Origin of the sequence: Delftia sp. K82 (assembly GCF_002193035.1) — a bacterium.
In the GTDB taxonomy this organism is placed as follows: Bacteria; Pseudomonadota; Gammaproteobacteria; order Burkholderiales; family Burkholderiaceae_C; genus Comamonas; species Comamonas acidovorans.
In genome coordinates this window covers 2,713,950-2,733,025 of the sequence record NZ_MYFL01000001.1, presented here as the reverse complement: position 1 = coordinate 2,733,025, position 19,076 = coordinate 2,713,950, and the positions used below count along the sequence as shown (strand labels likewise).

Here is a 19,076-nt window from a genome sequence, read left to right as displayed (position 1 = left end):
GTCGATTCCTCACCTCCCCCCGGCCATGCCCACCCCTTCCGCTTCCTGGACCGCTGCGCGCTGGCACCAGCTTTTCTGTGCCTGCCAGCAGCAGCTGGTGTCCTATCTGGTGGGCAAGACCGGCAGCCGTGACGAGGCGCAGGAACTGGCCCAGGAAACCTGGCTGCGCCTGGCCGATGCGCCGCCGCAGCTGCCCGATGGCAGCTCGCCCACGCTCGAAGCCGCGCGGGCCTACCTGTTTGCCACGGCCAAGCATCTGGCGATAGACAGGCTGCGCCAGCGCGGTGCGCAGCAGCGCTGCATGGACGACTGGGCGCAATTGCAGCCCGAGGCCGAAGGCGATGTGGCCGACCGCGCCATGTACCGGCAGGCACTGGCCGTGGTGGAGCGCACGATTGCAGACCTGCCCGAGCGCATGCAGGCCGCCTTGCTGGCCCACCGCCTGCATGGCGAGCGGCAGGCCGACATCGCCCAGCGCCTGCAGGTCTCCCTGAACACCGTGGAGCGTGACCTGATGCAGGCCGATGCCTGCCTGGAAGCCGCCTTGCTGCGCTGGCGCGGCGGGGTGGAGGCGGGCTTGCAGGCCTCTTCCAGAAAGCGGCGGCGGCGTGCCCTGGGCGCGCTGCTGGGCGTGGCCGGCATGGCCAGCGCGGCCTGGCCCGCCTGGCAGATGTGGAGCCGCCGCGTGCTGTGGCAAGGTGAACTGGCCAGCGCCACGGGCGTGCAGCGCAGCCTGGAGCTGCCCGATGGCAGCGTACTGCGTGTGGACGCCGCCAGCCGCGTGGCGCTGACCTACCGTGCCGACCTGCGACAGGCACGGCTGCTGGAAGGCGCCGCCTTCTTTGCCGTGGCGCGCGATGCGGCACGGCCCTTTGTGGTGGAGGCCGGCCCCTTGCGCGTGACCGTGCTGGGCACGCGCTTTGGCGTGGAACTGGAGCCCGATGCGGTGCGGGTGCAGGTGGAGTCGGGCCAGGTGCGGGTGGAGCATGCGGCCACCGGACGCAGCCAGTTGCTGCAGGACAGCCAGTCGCTGCGCATTCCCCTGGACGGCGGGGCAGGAGATGCCGACGGCGCTGCCTGGCAGCCGCAGCTCCAGCAACGGCCCGCGGCCTGGCGCGAGGGCGAACTGGTCTTCGAGCAGGAACCGCTGGGCCGCGTCGTGCACCGGCTGGGCCGCTACACGCAGCGCCGCCTGGTGGTGGAGGAGGGCGCGGCGCAACTGGCCATCAGCGGCCATGTGCGCATTGCCCAGGCCGAGCGATGGTTGCGCGGGCTGCCGCAGTTCGCCCCGGTGCAGGTCAGCGTGCTGGACGACGGCGGCCTGCGGATTGCGCGGCGCGGCGGGCGCGCGGAGCCGTGAAGTTTTTTTCAGGGTTTTTGGGAGTGACTCGTATTTGCATATGAAAGGCCGGGCGCCCTGCCTGTGCCGGCGATTCGCAATGAGCCTGTCTTCCAGAAAGTCCTTATGTCCGCTCCCAAGTCCTCCCGATTCCGATTCCGCCTCCGTCTCCGCCGCACAGCGGTTTTTCATGCATGTGCAGGCCTGGTGCTGGGCCTGCAACTGCAGTTGGCCGCCGCGCAATCGGTGTCCTTCGACGTGCCGGCCCAGCCGCTGGCCCAGGCGCTGAGCCAGTTTGCGCGCCAGGCGGGGCTGCAACTCACCTACTCCTCCGAACTGGTGCAGGGCCGTCAGGCCCCGGCGCTCAACGGCAGCCACGATGTGCGCCAGGGCCTGGCGGCATTGCTGCAGGGCAGCGGCCTGCAGGGGCGCATCGAGGGCGGCACGCTGACCCTGCTGCCTGCTGCCGCCAACGCGCCGGAAAACGCGCACCGCCTGTCCGAGATCACCGTCACGGCCGGCGACCAGTATGTGAGCCTGCTGCCCGCGCCCTACGCCGGCGGGCAGGTGGCCAAGGGCGTGCGCCTGGGCGTGCTGGGCAATACCGGCAACATGCAGGCGCCGTTCAGCACCACCAGCTACACGTCCGAGGCCGTGCGCAACCAGCAGGCCGGCACCATTGCCGAGGCGGTGAACCGCGACCCTTCCGTGCGCTACACCGTGCTGCCGGGCGGCAACGTGGACAACCTCTATATCCGGGGCTTTCCGATCTGGGAAGGCAACTCGGGCGAGATCGCCTTTGACGGCATCTACGGCATTGCCCCCAACTACCGCGTGCGCACCGAGTACGTGGACCGCATCGAGGTGGTCAAGGGGCCGGGCGCGCTGCTGTTCGGCATGTCGCCCAACGGCTCGGTGGGCGGGGTGATCAACATCGCTCCCAAGCGCGCCAATGAAGACGTGGCGCGGCTGACCACGGGCTGGACTTCGGACAGCCTCTGGCGTGCCCATGCCGACGTGGGCCGGCGCTTTGGCGACGAGGCCCAGTACGGCATCCGCGTCAACGCCAGCAAGTATGGCGGCGATACGTCCATGGACCATCAAAGCACCGACGGCCATGTGCTGGCCGTGGCGATGGACTACGAGGTGGAGCGCTTCCGTGCCACGCTGGACCTGCTCTCGCAGGACGAGCGCATCGACGGCGTGGGCCGGCCCATCATGCCCACGGGGCTCACCTCCATGCCTGCTGCGCCGGATGGCCGGCGCAACGTGACCCAGCCCTGGGAATGGTCCAAGAACCGCGAGCGCGCCGTGCTGCTGCGCACCGAACTGGACCTCACGCAGCAGCTCACGCTGTTCGCCAACATCGGCCAGTCGCGCGCCGATGTGGACCGCATCTACGACTCGGCCCCGCGCCTGACCAGTGCGGCAGGCGCCACCAGCATCACGCCCACCTACGCGGTGTTCGACGTGGACCGCAGCACCATCGACGCGGGCCTGCGCTCGCGCTTTGCGCTGGCCGGTGTCAAGCATTCGGTCACGCTGCAGCTGGCCAGCTACCGTGAGGATTTTCACCGCGCGCTGCAGGCGGGCTCCACCGTGGTGTCCAACGTCTATGCGCCCATTGCCCACGCGCCGCAGAGCATTGCGCGGCCTTCGGCCATTCCGCGCATCCATGACAACCGCAACACCAGCCTGGCGCTCGTGGACACGCTCTCGCTGCTGCAGGACCGGCTGCAACTGTCGCTGGGCCTGCGCCACCAGGCCATCAAGTCCACCAACTACAACGTGCTCACGGGCGGCACCGCCAATGTCTACGACGAGAGCGTGACCACGCCCGCCGTGGGCGTGGTCTGGCGCCAGGCGCCCAACTGGAGCCTCTACGCCAACTACATCGAAGGCCTGAGCAAGGGCGACATCGCGCCGCCCGCGGCCAGCAACTACGGCGAGGTGCTGCGCCCCTACAAGAGCCGCCAGTACGAAGTGGGCAGCAAGTACGACTTCGGCAGCTTCATGGCCACGGCCACCCTGTTCAGCATTGAAAAACCCAGCGGCGGCCTGGACCAGGGCGTCTACAAGACCAATGGCGAGCAGCGCAACCTGGGCATGGAGCTGTATGCCTACGGCGAGGCCGCGCGCGGCCTGCGCCTGCTCGGTGGCGTGACCTGGCTCAAGCCCGAGATCACGCGCTCGGCCACGCCTGCGCTGGTGGGCAACCGGCCCATCGGCACCTCGCGGCTGCTGGCCAACCTGGGCGTGGAATGGGATGTGCCCGCTCTTGAGGGCCTGACCCTGGTCGGCGACCTGGCCTACACCGGCGCCCAGTTCGTGGACCAGGCCAACCGCCTGCGCATCCCGGGCTGGACACGCACCGACCTGGGCCTGCGCTATGCCACCCGCATCGCAGGCCGCAAGACCACGCTGCGCGCCACGGTGCAGAACGTGGCCGACCGCAAGGCCTGGGCCGGTGTCACGTCCTGGGGCGCCGTCTCGCCGATGATTCCGCGCACCTTCGTGGTGTCGGCTTCGGTGGATTTCTGAGGCATGGGGCGGCCTAGGCGCCTTCCGCACCTCGGCGAATGGCGGCGCTCTGCGCCGCAGGGGCTCCCTGGCCGTCACGCACTGCGGCTTTGCGCGCCGGCAGCCATCGGCAGGCAGCCAACGCCGCCAGAACCGCCAGCGCCGCGCAGCCGAAGATGGCCTGCAGCCCGTGGCCCAGCGCGGCGGTGACGGCATCGGCCTGTGCTGCCAGGGGGCTGGCCGCAGCCAGCTCCTGTTTCATCAAATGGCTGAGCAGGGCTGCCAGCAAGGCCACGCCGGCGGCGCCGCCCAGGCTGCGCAGCATGACGGGTGCCGCCGTGGCAATGCCCAGGTGCCGGGCCGGCGACACACGCTGCGCCACCACGGTGATGATGGGAAACATCAGCCCCAGTCCCAGGCCCAGCGGCAGCAGTCCTGCGGACAGGGCCAGCGGCGCCTGTGGCAGCCAGTGCAAGGCCGCGGTGATCAGTCCGAACGACAGCAGCATCAGCACGCAGGCCACCCGGGCGAGCGACGCGGCTGGCGTCTGGGCGCGCAGGCGCCGGCCGCTGCCAATGGCCCCTGCAGTGATGCCGGCCATCAGCGGCGCAAGGTGCCAGGCGGAACCGGTAGGCGACAGGTGCAGGCCAATCTGCAGATACTGCGGAAGGAAAACAACGGCCGCATACAGCGCAACGCCCGTGGACAGGGCCAGGAAACTGACTGCCGCGTAGGCCGGGTGGGCAAACAGCGACAGCGGCAGCAGCGGATGGGTGGCGCGGCGCTGGCGCACGAAGAATGCCAGGGCGAACTTGGCGCCCAGGGCCAGCAGCACCCACAGCGACAGCTGCTCTGGCAGATTCAGGTGGCTGTGCTGGGTGGCCAGCAGCAGGCTGACCAGGGCTGCGGCCAGCAACACGGCACCCAGCCAGTCGATGCGCTGGCGGGGCCGGGGCTCGGCGGCAGCCTGCGGCGCAGCCGCCCTGGCGGGCAGCGCCCATGCCAGCACTCCCCAGGCCAGCCCTGCGAGCGGCACATTCAGCCAGAACGCCCAGTGCCAGGACAGATGCTCCACCAGCGCCCCGCCCAGCAGCGGGCCGATCATGGTCGATACGCCATAGGCAGCGCCCAGCAGGCTCTGGTAGCGGGCCCGTTGTTCAGGCGCAAACAGATCGGCAAGGGTCAGCATCGTCAGCGTCATGAGTCCGCCGCCGCCTGCGCCCTGCAGGGCACGCGCCAACACCAGCTGCTGCAGGTCATGGCTGGCACCACAGGCCAGGGAGCCGGCCAGGAACAGGCCGATGGCCAGCAGCAGCATGGGCTTTCTGCCCAGCACATCGGCCAGCCGCCCGTACAGCGCAATCACCACGGTGGCCGCCAGCAGATAGGCCGAGAACACCCAGGCCAGCGGCCAATGGCCCGGCAGTTCGCGGGCCATCACGGGCAGGGCGGTCGAAAGAATGGTCTGGTCCAGGGCCGCGAGGACGAGCGTCAGCACGAGCATGGCGAAGCAAAGCCGGGGCAGGTTCCGCCGACCGGGCGGGGAAGTCAGCGAGGTTGTGGGCATGGGCGTCATGGGCGTGCAGCGGCGAGGGCTTGGGTTGAGGCAACGGCCGCCAGTGTCGGGAGCGGTGTGGATTTTGTACAGTGCAATGTATTGAACGTATGATTTCGCATGGCGAACACATACGACCTCAACCTGCTGATTGCACTGGATGCCTTGCTCAGCACCGGCAGCGTGACGCAAGCGGCCGGGCGCATGCACCTGAGCACTCCCGCCATGAGCCATACGCTGGCACGCATCAGGGAGGCGTTTGGCGATCCCATCCTGGTGCGTGCGGGCCGCAGCCTGGTGCCCACGCCGCGCGCCCTGGCCCTGGCGGAGCCGGTGCGCGCGCTGCTGGCCCAGGCGCGGGCGCTGCAGGACCCTGTCGATGCGGGAGGACTGGCGGGCCTGCGCCGCCGCTTCGTGGTGCGGGCGCCCGAAGGCATTGCCGTCGTCTTCGGTGCCAGCCTCTCGTGTGCGCTGGAGGCGGAAATGCCGCTGGCCAGCCTGCAGTTCCTGCCCGAAACCCATGCCGACCCCGGGGCCCTGCGCGAAGGCCGCATCGACCTGGATGTGGGCAGCTTTCGCAGCATGGACCCGGAAACCGAGAGTCTGGTGATATCGGAGCAGACCTTGGTGGGCGTCGTGCGCGCTGGCCATCCCCTGTTGAAGTCCACCAGAAAGTCGCAACGGCTGAGCGCCGCGCAGTTCGCCGCCGCGCGCCACGTCGGCATCACGCAGCGCCCGGGTGAAAGCTCGCCCGTGGACGCTGCCCTGGAGGCGCTGGGCCTGCAGCGGCAACTGGCGCTGCTGGTGCCCAGTTCGTTCTCGGCCCTGATTGCGGCCTCCCGCACCGACCTGGTGGCCTGCGTGCCGACACGTACGGCGCATGGCATGGCCGCATCGCTGGGGCTGGTGGTGTTTGCCTTGCCCATCGACGTGCAGGTGCAGCCCATGCGCATGGCCTGGCATCCGCGCCATCAGGCGGATCCCGCGCATCAATGGTTGCGCGACTGCATTCAACGGCAGCTCGATGATCCGCAATGGATCAGGCCTTCCGTGGCGTCGCTGACGGATGGGGCCGGCAGAGGGGTTACCTGAGCCGCACCGTGGCGGGAGCGGCCCGGTTCTCCCACCATCGGTCTATGCTCGCGGCATGAACGCAAGCAAGACCCTGCTGATCGTCTACCACTCCATGACCGGCGGCACCCGCCAGATGGCCGAGGCCGCGCGCGACGGCGCAGCGGCCGAAGGCCAGGGCGTGCAGGTGCGCCTGCTGCACGCCTCCGAGGCCGGCCCCGACGATGTGCTGTCCGCCGACGGCTACCTCTTCGCCACCCCGGAAAACCTGGCCGCCATCAGCGGCCAGCTCAAGGACTTCTTCGACCGCAGCTATTACGCGGCCCTGGATCACCTCAATGGCCGGCCCTATGCCAGCCTCATCTGCGCGGGCAGCGACGGCCAGAACGCCGCCCGCCAGATCGCCCGCATCGCCACCGGCTGGCGCCTCAAGCCCGTGGCCGAGCCCCTGATCATCTGCACCCACGCCCAGACCACCGAAGCCATCCTGGCGCCCAAGCGGATTGCCGCAGCTGAGCTGGAACAGTGCCGAGCGCTGGGGGAGGCGATGGGGGCCGGGCTGGCGCTGGGGGTCTTTTGAGGGTTGCCAGCATCTTGGGTGCCCTACATTTCTTGGTGGCCCGGTCGCCCGGTGTGGTTCAGCCGAACAGGCGCGACCAGAATCCGCCTTTTCCACCTACCTGCTGCCGGGCTCCCTGCATGTGGGCGCGTATGCCGAGCAGTTGGGCATTGTCCGGATCGTGGCGCAGGGCGATCTCGACCAGTTCAGGCTGAAGGTGCGAGGCCTTGAGCTGGCCCAGGGCCCTGAGGGCGGTGACCTTGTGCGCATGAACGAAGCTCATGCTGCGAACTTCCCATTGCGCTTGCTGTTGCTGCGGCGAAAGCTGCGCATAGCGGCGCTCGGCTTCGGCCACGATGTCGAGGACGTCCTGGTGGTGGCTGGTCTCGTTGAGATAGGCGCACGCGGTCTGCGCGCAGTCCAGATACAGGCCGGTATCAAGCGCGTAGTCCTCCATCAGCAGCAGTGACAGGTCGGTGGCTTGCTTGCGGTTCCCCAGTTGCCGATAGGCATGGCGCAGGTTTTCCAGCAGGGCCTGGAAACGGGTCTGCTGCAGCCCGGCTTCGAGGACGGCTGCCGCCTGCTCGTACTGTTCATGCGCGTTGTACAGCACGCCCAGGTTGTTGCAGCACATGGCATAGGTGTGGATGTCCAGCGCGGCGGGCGCGGCCTCCTGGCCGTTTGCCGGCGTGCCGGCGCTGGTGAAGCGCTCCAGACAGAGTTCGTAGAGTGTGGTCTGCAGGCGCTCGATTTCCTGCAGGGCCGCTGCATCCGTGTCGGGGCGCTTCCACTTGCCCACGGTCACGCCGGCCGTGTAGTAGTCGGGTGCCGCCGGGCTATCAGCCAACTCGGGATAGGAAAAGATGCTGCGCCAGGGCACGGCATGCTCCATCTCGAAAATGCGGGCTTGCAAGTCCACCTGGGGCTGCAAGGCATGAGACTTGCGGTAGGCGGCCAGCGCGGGCTCGGGTTCGTCCAGCCAATAGTGGGCACTGCCCAAATAGCGGTGTCCATAGGCATTGCCTGGTGACATCGCCAGTGCGCGCTGTGCCCATTCGCCGACTTGGCGCAATGCCGCACTGCGGTCCTCGGTGAATTGGTCACTGGAATCGAGATACACCAGGCACAGCATCAGCCATGACCATTCGCTACCCTGGCCTGATTCGGCAGTGGCCTGAATGCTGGCCAAGAGGCTGGCAATCGCTTCGTTGTCCAGATGGCTGAAAACCGTGGTGCCGGACCATAGCGCATGCATGCGCGCGTGGTCGCCCTGGCTGAAGGAATGCATTCCTTGGGAAATCAGTCGGTCCATGGTCTGTTGGGAATATTGTGGGAGGCGCCATCGTATCCGCTGTGTTTGACAGGAGGATGGGGCATCACTCAATGGGAGTGACAAGACGCCCGTGTAGACAATGTCTGAACAACAGGTCAAAGCCCCGTCAACTGCGGCAATGCCTTCTCGCAGGCCTTGCGGCACAGGTAGCGCAGGTCGTGATCGCCATCTTCACTGCGCAGGTAGCCTGCACCGGCGGCGTTGATGTTCCATTCATAGACCTTGCCCGAGCGCAGCAGCCGTCCGCTGAAACTGCAAGGCAGGATGATGGATTCCTCGTGGAAGCTGCCAGCCGAGACTTGCTTTGCCGTCGCGAAATAGCGGGCCACGTCGGCGGCGTCCAGGCTGACTTTCTCGCATCCCATGGTCTCGCCCGTGCCTACGGAACGGGTGACCGGGCCGATGACGGAAATGGGTGCCGCCTTGGCAGCGTGTTTGTGCGTGGGCGTGGATGTGGATGTAGATGAGGCCTGCAGCGGCGCATGCAGGCACAGCATCACGGCAGCCCAGGCGGCAATGCGCAGGCTGCGAGAGGGATTGTTGAAAAGCTGGCTGGATGGCATGGCTCAGGCTCCCGTGAAGATGTAGCGCAGCAATTGGGCGCCTTCGGTCGCCTCCTTGCGGGCAATGGCGCCATGGGAGTAGACATCGGACAGCAGTTTGAGCTTGTAGTGGTCCACCAATTGCTGGGTCAGCCATTTGGTCTGGAACAGCTGCGATTGGGTGGGCGCCTCGTAATCCTTGGTCGATGGCAGGAAACGGCCCACCACCTCGATGCCCACGGAGTCGCTGTTGGCCGGATAACGCAACGGATAGGCCTTTGTGTTCTCGTGCGATGACACATTCTTGGCCCGCTTGCTGAAGCTCAGGCCCTTTTGGTGAAGCAGTGCATTGATGTTCTTGAGTTCCGTGGGATCGCAGGTGCTCTCGTTGACGCAGCGCGGCTGAAGAATTCCCACATGCCAGCAGATGCGCTCAAGGCTGGCCGTCTGGTAGATCTTCCCGTCCTTCTCGATCAGAAAGTGCGCCCCCGTCTTCTGGCCGCTCTTGTAGGCATTGAGCACGCTGGCGGCCGTGGACGAGTCAGTGCGGTGTAGCACGATGGATGTGACGGACAGCAAGGCGCCGTGCTCTATGGACGGATAGGTCTTGACTTCGACGCTTTTGTCTACCATCAATCCTTTTTCGATAGTGGCCAATTATTTCTCCCTCTGTATTCCGGCTGAATGAATGCGAATGGCGAAAGCCGGGAGAGCATACGGGTTGAATGGCCATAAATAATTCGAAATGTACTATAGGCTCCAGTGGATGAAGCATGTTGAAACAATTTGCTGGAGTTCATGACGGATTGATGAATACCGTGAATGCTGGGCATTCCATCATGCTCAATGCAGCGCAGTGCAATGCCTGTGCGATGACCCACGACTGCGCCGCAATGGCCGGTGCCGGCAGCCGCTGTACCTGACGCTCCCCCGGAACCCGTCCAGATGGCTGAAAACCGCGGTGCCGGCCACAAGCGCGTGGAGTCTGGCCCAGTGGCCTTGCTCCATGGCAGAACCAGGGCTTGCGAGATCAATCGTTGCATAGGTGTTGGGGGGAGGGGCTGTAGGAGATGCCATCGTATCTGTTGCAAACGGCGTGATGAGCAGAACTGCATTTATCTCGGGATTGTTGAAAAGTCAATTGTTTTTTTCTGCAAAAAATAACGTAGAGCCGACTGATTTTCAGACTGGTCCTGCTTTTCTCGTTTTTTCAGGACTTGGCTAAGACTGGTCCTATGAATTCGCTCGTGGAAATTGAGATCTCGGGTGAGTCACATCATTTTTTTGCATGCATTGGATGATCTGCGGTAGTCATTTGTAACGAAACAATTTGTGTATCCGGTTCGGCCATCGTCTGATTGGGGCTGCCGGTTGTTTTCGGATGTTGATATTGGAAAGATCTGCCTACGCACGAGAACGTACAAGGTGGACATATGCAGCACAGGGGGAGGCTTGCCCATGCGGCAGGCTGGAGGAGATTTCTTTGCGCAATGCGGTGGTGGATGGCATGCCTGTGGTTGGCGCATGCCATGGGAATGTCTCCGGCCCATGCGCAGGAGGTGGAGTCGGCAAAAGGCCTGGCGTGGCTCCAGGCACAGGTCCAATCCTCGGGTCAGATGGCCCGGCGCTCGCGTTTTGGCACCCATGCCCAGGCCCAGTGCGAAGTGGCGCAAACGCTGCTGCGCTTGGCGGGCAATGGAGGGCAGGTCTCGGCACTGGCCAGCGCAATGCCTTCGGTCGGCGATGGGATTCCCACGGAAACACTGGCCTGCCGGCAGATCATCAGGCGCCTTCAGGGCCTGGATGCCTCCGTTTTGGCCGATGGCTCCGCAGCCCTGTCCGCCCGGTATATCGACGGCAAAGGCTTTGCTGCCTATCTAGATGAGATCTTGCCGGGGCTGATCGATACGGCCTGGGCATATGGCGCTCTGTCATATGGCGCTCTGTCCCAGCCCGATCCTGCGGTGCGGCAAGGCGTAGTGCAATGGATGGAATCCCGGCAATCGGATGGCATGCTCAAGGTGGGCGGATATGCCAATCTCTACACCACGGCTGTGGTGCTGCGGGCGATCAATGCCGATGCTCCCAGGGATGGGGCCACGCTGGCCCTTGCACAGTCATTGGCTGGTGCCTTGCTGGCCAGGCAGGGGGCCTCGGGGGCCTCGGGGGACTGGGGCCACTGGGGCGACAGCGCCATGCTGACGGCCCTCGTCTTCGAGGCGGTGCATCCCTATACGACTTCAATGCCCCAACTGGCAGGCCGCGTCCAGGCCCGCTTGCTGGCGACTCAGCAGGCCAATGGCTCCTGGGCTGACGACCCCTACACCACGGCCCTGGCCCTCAGGGCACTGGCGCTGGTGGGAGTCAAGCCGCTGGACCCCGGTCAGCAGGCCCATTCCGGTTCGGTGCGGGGCATTGTGCTGGATGCCGAAACCCGGGCGCCGCTGGAAAACGCCACCGTGGCCGTGCAACCGGCTGCGGGCGGCGCGCCCATCACGGCGCAGACCGATGCCCAGGGCCGCTATGACATCGTGGTCTCGCCTGTTGGCGAGGTGGGAGTCTCGGCGGCCAAGGCGGGATACAGCCTGGCGTCGGGCGCCGGCGTGGTGCCGCGCCAGGGCGTGCTCAACTTCTCGCCTGCATTGCAGCGTTCGATCACGGTGGCGCCTCCGCTCCAGCCCGACCCTTCGGACACCACGGCCTCCGTGGCCGGCAAGGTGACAAAGGCATCCAATGGCGATGCGCTGGCCGGCGTTGCCATCACCGCCAGCAGCCGGGCCAGCGGGCAGAGCCTCACGGCCACTACGGATGCGCTGGGTGTCTTCAGCATTGAAGGCATCGCGGCAGGCTCGGTGACCGTCACGGCGCAAAAGGCGGGCTGGATCACGGCCTCGGGGCTTGCCGAACTGCCTGCGGGAGCCCGGGGCATGTTTTCCCCGGCACTGATGGAGGCCGGCTCCCCCGCAGCCACCTCGGTGCCGGTCGGCGGCCAGGTGGTGGACGCGGCCACCAAGGCGCCTCTGCAAGGGGTGGACATCACCATTTCCGGGCCTGCAGGCAAGGCTGCGGCCACCACAGGGGTGGATGGCCGGTTCTCGATGACGGCCCCCATCGGTGCCATCACCCTGGAATACACCAAAAGCGGATACCTGCCGGTCACCCGGCAGGCCACCACGGTCAGCGGCTCGCGCGTGGATGCCGGTGTGGTGGAGCTGGCAGCAGCCCGCCAGAGCAGCACGCTGCACGGACGGGTCACCGACACCACGGGCCGGGCCCTTGCTGCGGCCTCGGTTGCCATAGCCGGCAAGGCCGCCACCACCAATGCGGCCGGGGCCTATGTGCTGCAGGACATCTCAGGTACGCGATGGACGGTGGAGGTCTCGGCCAGTGGCTACCAGGGCCGCAGCTTTGAGGTCACCGTGGCGCAGCCGGGCGATGTCACGCAGGACTTCGTGCTGCCCGAGCGTCAGGACGAAGGCTTTCTGGATCTGGCCGGCCTGGGCGCCAGGCCTGTATCCGCAGGCCTCAACCAGAAGATCCGTGCAAGCGTGCGAGTGCGCAATGCCTCCCGGGCACAAGCCGCCAGCAGCCTGGCACTGGAGGTGCAGGCTGCCGATGGCACGGTGATTGCCGTGCTGCCTCCCCTCGATGCCGCAGGCCTTCCCATGGGCGATGCGCAATTGCAGCCCGGTGAAGAGGTTCAGGCCCACTTCGAATGGAGTACCGCAAGCCATGCGGCGGGCGACTATGCCTTGGTCGCCCGGCTCATCGTGCCAGGCTCCCGCCACAAGGACGACCCCACGGGTGTGGTCACGGCCAGCCTGCGCGCCAGTGCGTCCATCGAGCCCCAGCCCTGGTTCTCTGGCTCCGCTGCGGCCGAGCCCCCGGTGGTCCAGGCGGGCACCCGGACGCCCGTGGCCCTGACGGCGCTGGTCAGGAACAGCGGCAATGTGATGCTGCCTGCCGGCGCCTACAGGCTGAGGGTCATCGACAGCACCACCGAGCAGGTGCTGCATGAGGCAACGGCCCAGGCACCCGCCCTGGTGCTCAATGCCATGCACGGCCTGGACTTCGGCTCCTGGATGCCGCAGCAGCCTGCCAGCCTGCGGGTGGAGATCACTTCGGGCCTGGCGCCCAGGGCCGTGGTGGCCTCCGTGCTCTATGTGGGCGACATGGCCAGGGCCGTCTTCACCGCAGACAAGGCCGTCGTCCCTCCCGGCGATCAATCGGCCAGGGGGACGGTAAGGATCAGGGGGCTGGACATGGCCTCGGGCAGCAGCACCGACCCCCTGGCCCCGGTGATCCGCGAAGCCATCACCAAGGCCGTGCGCTACGGCGACGAGTTCGCCTATGTGCACCATGTCAGCGACCTGCGCTGCTTTGCCTGCCATGTGCAGACCCAGGCGCTGGTCGGCGGGGAGAAGAACCTGCGCTTTGCCCAGCCGCTGGACCAGAACAAGCGCAATGAAATGCTCAATGCCATCTTGCAGTCCATCGACAGCAATGGCCTGGTGCAAGGGGCATCCGCCCCGCAGACCAGCACGATGCTGGGCCTGTGGGCGACCAAGGAATGGCGCAACGCAGGGGAGATCGCGTCCGGCAATCGCCAGTTGGCGGATGCACTGATGGCCATGGCCAACAACGGGCAGTGGATCGTGGATGAGCGCCGTTCCTGGTGGGGAACTCCCGGTCAGTCCACTGGCATCAACACGGCCAGTCTGGTGGACTATTCCAAGCTCCTGTCGCAGCACGGGCCGGGCTTCGTGCAGAGCACGCAACCGCTCGCCGTGCGCAACCTCGCATCCGGGGAAAAGCGCCTGGCTGCCGCACCTGATGGAACGCTGTATGTGGGCAACAGGGGCGACGGCTCCATCGTGCGCATCGCCCCGGGATCGGACGAGGCCCTTTCCGTGGCCAGCGGCCTGTCCCTTCACAACATCCGCTACACGGCTAGCGGCAAGCTGCTGATCGCGGCCAACGATGGCGTCTACCTGTCCGATGGTTCCGGCGCCCCGGCCAGAATCAGTCATCAGCCCGCCAGCGACGCCATCGAACTGGCGGCTGGCGGCTACCTGCTGCGTTCTCCGAACCAGGCCATCGTCCATGCGCTGTCGCCGGACGGCAGCTTGCTCGAGCGCATCAACCATGCCGCCCTCGGCACGGGTGGCGGGCATCTGGAGGAAGAACCCGACGGCTCCATCCTGGCCACGGTTCCGGGGCAGCAGCGCATCCTGCGCTTCGACAAGGGCGGGGGGCTCAAGGACCTGCCCGCCGCCTACACCAACGGCGTGCCCTACCAGATGTCAAGGCATGGACAGAGCGGCTATCTGCTCAGCACCAGCCAGGGCCTGTATTGGTACAACGAAAACTGGGTGGTGCAGCGGGTTTCGTTCGACCCCCTGGAAACCGCCGTCGCCATGCCGGACGACTCGCTGGTACTGGGGCGTGGCAACGCACTGCTGCGCATGCGCTTCGCGCCGGCCGACGGCAAGGCCATGGCCACCCGCCTTGCCGCCACCCTGGGGCAGGCGGCAGACCGGCTCCGGGATGGCGCCATCTTCAATGCGGACAACAACATCGACGTGGCACTGCGGCTCAACGGCCTGGCCAGGCTGCGCGAGCACTACCAGGGGACGGCCCGTGCCGGCGAGTTCGACAGCCTGATCGACAGCCTGGCCCGGACCCTGTGGTCAAGGCAGCGCAGCGACGGCGGCTGGGAGATCAGCAACGGCTGGTACTCGCGCAGCGACCCGGTGGTGACCGCCATCGTCGGCGTGGCGCTGGACCACACCCATCCTTCGCGTGACGATCCGCGCCTGCGCAAGGCCATCAGCTATGTGCTGGCCGCACAGAACGCAGACGGCTCCTGGCTCAGCACCAACGGGCTGGGTGGCAAGCTGCTGTCGTCCACCTGGATCGAGATCTGGCTGCCCACCATGCTGGACCGGCTGGGTGCGCTGGATGCGGATCTGTCCCTGAGCTTCGCGGCCAACGTCGTGCCCTCGGGGTTCACGCCGCCGCCCGCACGGACCACGCCCCAGGCCGATGGCTCCACCCGCTACCTGTGGTCGTTCACCGGCATCACGCAGGACGGGCGCGATCTCTTCTTCGACCTGGCGCTGCGCGACATGGCCATCGACGAAGTTCGGCCCGTGGCGCAGCAGGCCAGCCTGCAGTTTCGCAACAGCTTCCTGCCCGGCGAAGAGGTGAGCATGCCGCTGGTGGTGCCGCGCGTGGCCGCCAACGCCAACCTCTCCCTCACGGCCCGGACGGACAGGCCTGTCTATGCCGACCAGGAGACGGCGCGCTTCGAAGCACCCGTGGCCAATGGCGGCATGGAAACGCGCGAGGCCCAGGTGCGCTTCACCGTGCTCGACCGGGCGCAAGACACCGTGGCCGTGCTTGCACTGCCCCCCGCCGCCATGGTGGATGCCGGCCAGACCCGCACCGTGGACAGCCTCTGGCGCATCAATGGCGTGCTGGCGGGTGACTACGAATTGCTGGCCGAGCTGGTCTCCCCCGCAGGGGCAATCTACGGCAGCGCCAGGGCGCCGTTCAAGGTGATCGGCGGTGCGGGCTCCGGCAATGCCACGCGCATCTCCGCCGACCGCCAGGAGTACCGGATCGGCCAGCCAGTCCATATCACCTCCATGGCGGGCAACACCTCGGCCAACGTGGTGCAGGAAAACCTGCGTGCCCGGACCACGGTCGTGCGTGCCGGCTCTGGCGCGGTGGCCGACCTGGACCGTACAGAGACCATTGCCCAGCTGTCCCCCGCGGGCACCCGCGACTTTGCCTATGCCCTGCCGGGCGGGCAACTGGAGCCGGGAACCTATCAGGCCCGCCTGCAGCTCATGGACCCGGCCGGCGCCTTGCTGTCGGAAAGCCGGACCAGCTTCCTGGTCAAGGGCGCGGCGACAGGCTGCCTGGCTGGGGTGAGCGGCGTGCTGGCCGCCGCGCCCAGCACCGTGCCCGTGGGCGGCAACGCGCGCTTCGAGCTCCAGCTCTACAACCCCGGCAGTCAGCCCCTTCGCGGTGGTGCCGTCGTCCTGCGGCTGGTGCATCCGGACACCGGAGACGTGCTGCACGAAGACACCCGCACGGGCATCGGCATCCCGGCGGCCGGCCAGCAAAGCCTGCGCTTTGACTGGACGGTGGCCCCCGGCACGCCATCCGGGGCGCTGGCCATTGCCGTCCTCAGGGCCGGCCCCTGCGAGGAAAGCCTTGCCGTCGCCACGCTGGCCGTCGGCGCCCGCCCGCCCGGACCTGGCGGGCCGGTGCAGTCCATCCCCTTGGGCGGGCCTGCCGTCCTCTTGCTGCTGGGACTGGCGCTGCCGTGGATGGCGCGGCGTCGGCTTGCGCAGGACAAGGCCCGATCCTGTGAACAACGACAAGACAGCAAAGAAAACACCGAGGGAACACCATGGCAGCCATAGACCACACTCCGACCCAGGACCGCGCCGCATCCGCGCTGCTGCCGGGCCTCATGTGCCATCTCAAGGCCATTGCCCGCCCGCTGGCCGCCCTGGTCGCGGCAGCCCATCTCGCCCTGGCCCTGCAGCCCCTGAGCGCCATCGCCCAGGACAAGGGCCAGGCCCCCGCAGCCAACCCCATCGCCCGCGAGCAGATGCAGCGGCTGCTGGCCTGGGACGCCAAGGCCCGGGAGGCCCGCCACCAGAGCCGGCATGACGAAGGGGCCGCCCGGCGCCTGGATGCGCTGCTGCAGCAGGCGCACGAACAGGCCGGTGACCTGCTGGCGCAGCAGGGCCAGCCTGCCGGGCAGGCCGCCATGCAGCCGGCCGCCGCCAGCGCGCCTGCGCCCAAGGCGTCCACCACGCCCGTCTTCAACCCCGGCACCACGCCCGCCCAGCTGCTGGCCAGCCTGGAGGCCATCGCCCAGGCCACAGCCGCTGCGCGCGAAGACCTCGCGGCCGCCCGCCAGGAACTGCTGCGCCAGGGCGCCAGCGCACCCATCCTGGCCCGGCATGACGAAGCTGCCGCCGCCTTCGAGCAGCGGGAGCAAGCCTTCCACGGCCTCCAGCAGCGCCTGGCCCGTACCCCACCCATGGCCCGCAGTGCTGCAGCACTGCCGCACAACGACCTGCAGCAACTGCAAACCCTGCTGGCCCAGGGCACGGCGCAAAGACCGCTGACCCCTGGCCAGCCGCTGCCCTGGCGCAACCCCACGGCCACCAGACGCCTGCCCTCCGACTCCCAGGCGCAATGGCAACAGCGGCTCCATTGGCTCCAGCAGACGGACCCGGCGCAGCAAACACCGCAAGCGCAGCAAAAAGGCCAGGCCCCACAGACCCCACAGGCCCCACAGGCCCCACAGGCCCGGCCCGGCGCCATCGCCCGCCAGGACCACAACACAGGCACCACCACCATCGCCGGCCTGCAATTCACCACGCCGCCCCCGGCCGAAGAAGCGCCCACCCCGGCCGACCTGGCCGAGACCGATGAAACCGGCCTGGCCGACGCCATCCGCGCCAAGGCCCGGGAACTGGGCCACAACCCCGTCGCCATCCAGAACTGGGTGCGCAACCACATCGAATGGGTGCCCACCTGGGGCGCCATCCAGAACGCCGACAGCGTGCTGGCCAGCGGCCGGGGCAACGCCTTCGACATCGCCAGCCTCACCATCGCGCTGCTGCGCGCCAGCCGCATTCCCGCACGCTACCAGCTGGGCACCATCGAACTGCCGGCCGCCCAGGCCATGAACTGGGCCGGCGGCATGGCGCAGCCGGCCGCCGTACAGCAACTGCTGGGCCAGGGCGGCATCGCCACGCACGGCGTGCAGGCGGGCGGGCGCATCAGCCACATCCGGCTGGAGCACATCTGGGTCAGCGCCTACGTCAACTACGCGGCCGGCCGCGGCGCCGTGGACGGCGGCGACCACCTCACCCCGCCCCAGCACCCCAGCCCCGACGCCCAGCTCAACGCCTGGATACCGCTGGACGCCAGCTACAAGCAATACCAGTACGCCAAAGGCATGGACCTGGCCGCAGCCGTCCCCCTGGACGCCCAATCCCTGTTGGACGCCGCCCGCCAGGGCGCCACCGTCAACGAAGCCGAAGGCTGGGTGCAAAACCTCAACCAGGCGGCCATCCAGAACCAGCTGCAGCAATACCAGGCACGGCTCAAAACCTACATCGACGGCCAGAATGCCCAGGCCACGGTGGGCGACGTCATCGGCAAAAAAATCATCCCCGAGCGCCAGCCGGCCACCCTCAGCGGCCAGCTCCCGTACCCCGTCATCGCCGAAAGCGCGCCCATCAGCCGCATCCCGGCCGGCCTGCAGCACCGCTTCACCTACACCCTGTCCGACGAAGCCGGCAACCCGCTGCTCAGCTACACCGAAAAAACCAGCCAGCTCATCGGCAAGCGCCTCACCCTGAGCTACCCGGCCGCCGACCAAGCCAGCGAAGACCTCATCGCAAGCTACCTGCCCAAGCCCCATGCGGACGGCAGCCCCATCCAGCCCGGCGAACTGCCCACCAGCCTGCCCGGCTACCTCATCCGCCTCAAACCCCGCATCAGCCTGGACGGGCAGACCGTCGCCCAAGGCACGCAGGCCCTGACCATGGGCACGGCCCTCACGGGCCAGGGCGGCTTCACGCTCTACAGCAACCCCATGCAATGGGACCTGACGAACGACAGCAGCCACACCGCGGGGCAGGCCACCGCCATAGGCATCAGCGCAGGAGGCATCCACGCCCGGCAGCTCGATGACCTCAAAAACCGGCTGGAACAGGCCAAGGCCCAACTGCAGGCCAACAACGTGCAGAACCTCACCGGCGAACAGATCAGCGGCGACCTGCTCACCGCCGTGCTCTGGAGCTGGTTCGCCGCAGCGCAAAGCCACAACCGCCTCAGCCAGAACCAGGCCGGCATCGTGGAAACGCCGGGCCTGAGCTACGGCCTGTTCCATGCCGTGGCCCAGCCCGTCTACAGCTGGGGCGTGGTGCGCCGGGTGGAGTTTCCGGGCGTCAACATGGACATCGGCCACATCCGCAACCTGACCTGGGCCAAGGACAACGACCAGAAAAAGGCGATTGCCTACAACCGCCTGCGCGGCCAGTACATGAGCGCGCTGGAGCATGCGGTGCCGGAGCGGTTCTTCAATGATCCGGCGCAGTGCAATCTGGCGGGGACGG

The 19,076-nt window shown here is 67.4% G+C and carries 11 protein-coding genes; 7 read left to right on the top strand and 4 right to left on the bottom strand.

The genetic code is table 11. The annotated features are described in order from the left end of the window. Positions 1-25 precede the first annotated feature (25 nt). A complete protein-coding gene (locus KDK82_RS12005; RefSeq protein WP_088165005.1) occupies positions 26-1,360 on the top strand; it encodes a sigma-70 family RNA polymerase sigma factor in 1,335 nt (444 codons plus the stop codon). A gap of 186 nt (positions 1,361-1,546) precedes the next feature. After that, complete coding sequence (locus KDK82_RS12000; RefSeq protein ID WP_256974464.1) at positions 1,547-3,880, top strand: TonB-dependent receptor; 2,334 nt, start codon at positions 1,547-1,549, stop codon at positions 3,878-3,880. 13 nt (positions 3,881-3,893) lie between these two features. On the opposite strand, the gene KDK82_RS11995 is transcribed toward KDK82_RS12000, so the two are convergent. Continuing rightward, positions 3,894-5,426: an MFS transporter gene (locus tag KDK82_RS11995; RefSeq protein WP_256974463.1), complete on the bottom strand. Its 1,533-nt coding sequence runs from the start codon at positions 5,424-5,426 to the stop codon at positions 3,894-3,896. Between the two features lie 108 nt (positions 5,427-5,534). Here KDK82_RS11995 and KDK82_RS11990 point away from each other — a divergent pair, with 108 nt between their 5' ends. Beyond that, a complete protein-coding gene (locus KDK82_RS11990) occupies positions 5,535-6,506 on the top strand; it encodes a LysR family transcriptional regulator (RefSeq protein ID WP_088165002.1) in 972 nt (323 codons plus the stop codon). A gap of 55 nt (positions 6,507-6,561) precedes the next feature. Then, positions 6,562-7,065: a flavodoxin family protein gene (locus KDK82_RS11985; RefSeq protein WP_013802753.1), complete on the top strand. Its 504-nt coding sequence runs from the start codon at positions 6,562-6,564 to the stop codon at positions 7,063-7,065. A 58-nt stretch (positions 7,066-7,123) separates the two neighbouring features. Here KDK82_RS11985 and KDK82_RS11980 read toward each other — a convergent pair whose 3' ends face one another. The 3 genes from KDK82_RS11980 to KDK82_RS11970 all read right to left on the bottom strand — a co-directional run bounded on the left by KDK82_RS11980 (position 7,124) and on the right by KDK82_RS11970 (position 9,552). Beyond that, positions 7,124-8,332, bottom strand: coding sequence for a hypothetical protein (locus KDK82_RS11980; protein ID WP_256974462.1), 1,209 nt, complete (start codon positions 8,330-8,332; stop codon positions 7,124-7,126). Positions 8,333-8,472: 140 nt separating this feature from the next. Beyond that, positions 8,473-8,940 (bottom strand): hypothetical protein, encoded by a 468-nt coding sequence (locus KDK82_RS11975; RefSeq protein WP_088165000.1) that lies wholly within the window; start codon positions 8,938-8,940, stop codon positions 8,473-8,475. Positions 8,941-8,943: 3 nt separating this feature from the next. After that, positions 8,944-9,552: a peptidoglycan recognition family protein gene (locus KDK82_RS11970; RefSeq protein WP_016446773.1), complete on the bottom strand. Its 609-nt coding sequence runs from the start codon at positions 9,550-9,552 to the stop codon at positions 8,944-8,946. A gap of 140 nt (positions 9,553-9,692) precedes the next feature. Here KDK82_RS11970 and KDK82_RS32760 point away from each other — a divergent pair, with 140 nt between their 5' ends. The 3 genes from KDK82_RS32760 to KDK82_RS11960 form a co-directional block, all read left to right on the top strand. Beyond that, positions 9,693-9,842, top strand: coding sequence for a hypothetical protein (locus tag KDK82_RS32760; protein ID WP_179217896.1), 150 nt, complete (start codon positions 9,693-9,695; stop codon positions 9,840-9,842). 606 nt (positions 9,843-10,448) lie between these two features. Next, the gene (locus tag KDK82_RS11965) at positions 10,449-16,355 is read left to right on the top strand and encodes a carboxypeptidase regulatory-like domain-containing protein (protein ID WP_179217895.1); all 5,907 of its coding nucleotides are present in this window, start codon (positions 10,449-10,451) and stop codon (positions 16,353-16,355) included. Next, the coding region (locus KDK82_RS11960) for a transglutaminase family protein (RefSeq protein WP_256974461.1) at positions 16,343-19,076 on the top strand (2,734 nt) is incomplete at its 3' end. The genes KDK82_RS11965 and KDK82_RS11960, both read left to right, overlap by 13 nt.

Coding starts and splice junctions, on each gene's coding strand:
- KDK82_RS12005 (WP_088165005.1), top strand. CDS start 26: ATGCCCACCCCTTCCGCTTCCTGGACCGCTGCGCGCTGGCACCAGCTT.
- KDK82_RS11995 (WP_256974463.1), bottom strand. CDS start 5,426: ATGCCCACAACCTCGCTGACTTCCCCGCCCGGTCGGCGGAACCTGCCC.
- KDK82_RS11990 (WP_088165002.1), top strand. CDS start 5,535: ATGGCGAACACATACGACCTCAACCTGCTGATTGCACTGGATGCCTTG.
- KDK82_RS11985 (WP_013802753.1), top strand. CDS start 6,562: ATGAACGCAAGCAAGACCCTGCTGATCGTCTACCACTCCATGACCGGC.
- KDK82_RS11980 (WP_256974462.1), bottom strand. CDS start 8,332: ATGCATTCCTTCAGCCAGGGCGACCACGCGCGCATGCATGCGCTATGG.
- KDK82_RS11975 (WP_088165000.1), bottom strand. CDS start 8,940: ATGCCATCCAGCCAGCTTTTCAACAATCCCTCTCGCAGCCTGCGCATT.
- KDK82_RS11970 (WP_016446773.1), bottom strand. CDS start 9,552: ATGGTAGACAAAAGCGTCGAAGTCAAGACCTATCCGTCCATAGAGCAC.
- KDK82_RS32760 (WP_179217896.1), top strand. CDS start 9,693: ATGTTGAAACAATTTGCTGGAGTTCATGACGGATTGATGAATACCGTG.
- KDK82_RS11965 (WP_179217895.1), top strand. CDS start 10,449: ATGGGAATGTCTCCGGCCCATGCGCAGGAGGTGGAGTCGGCAAAAGGC.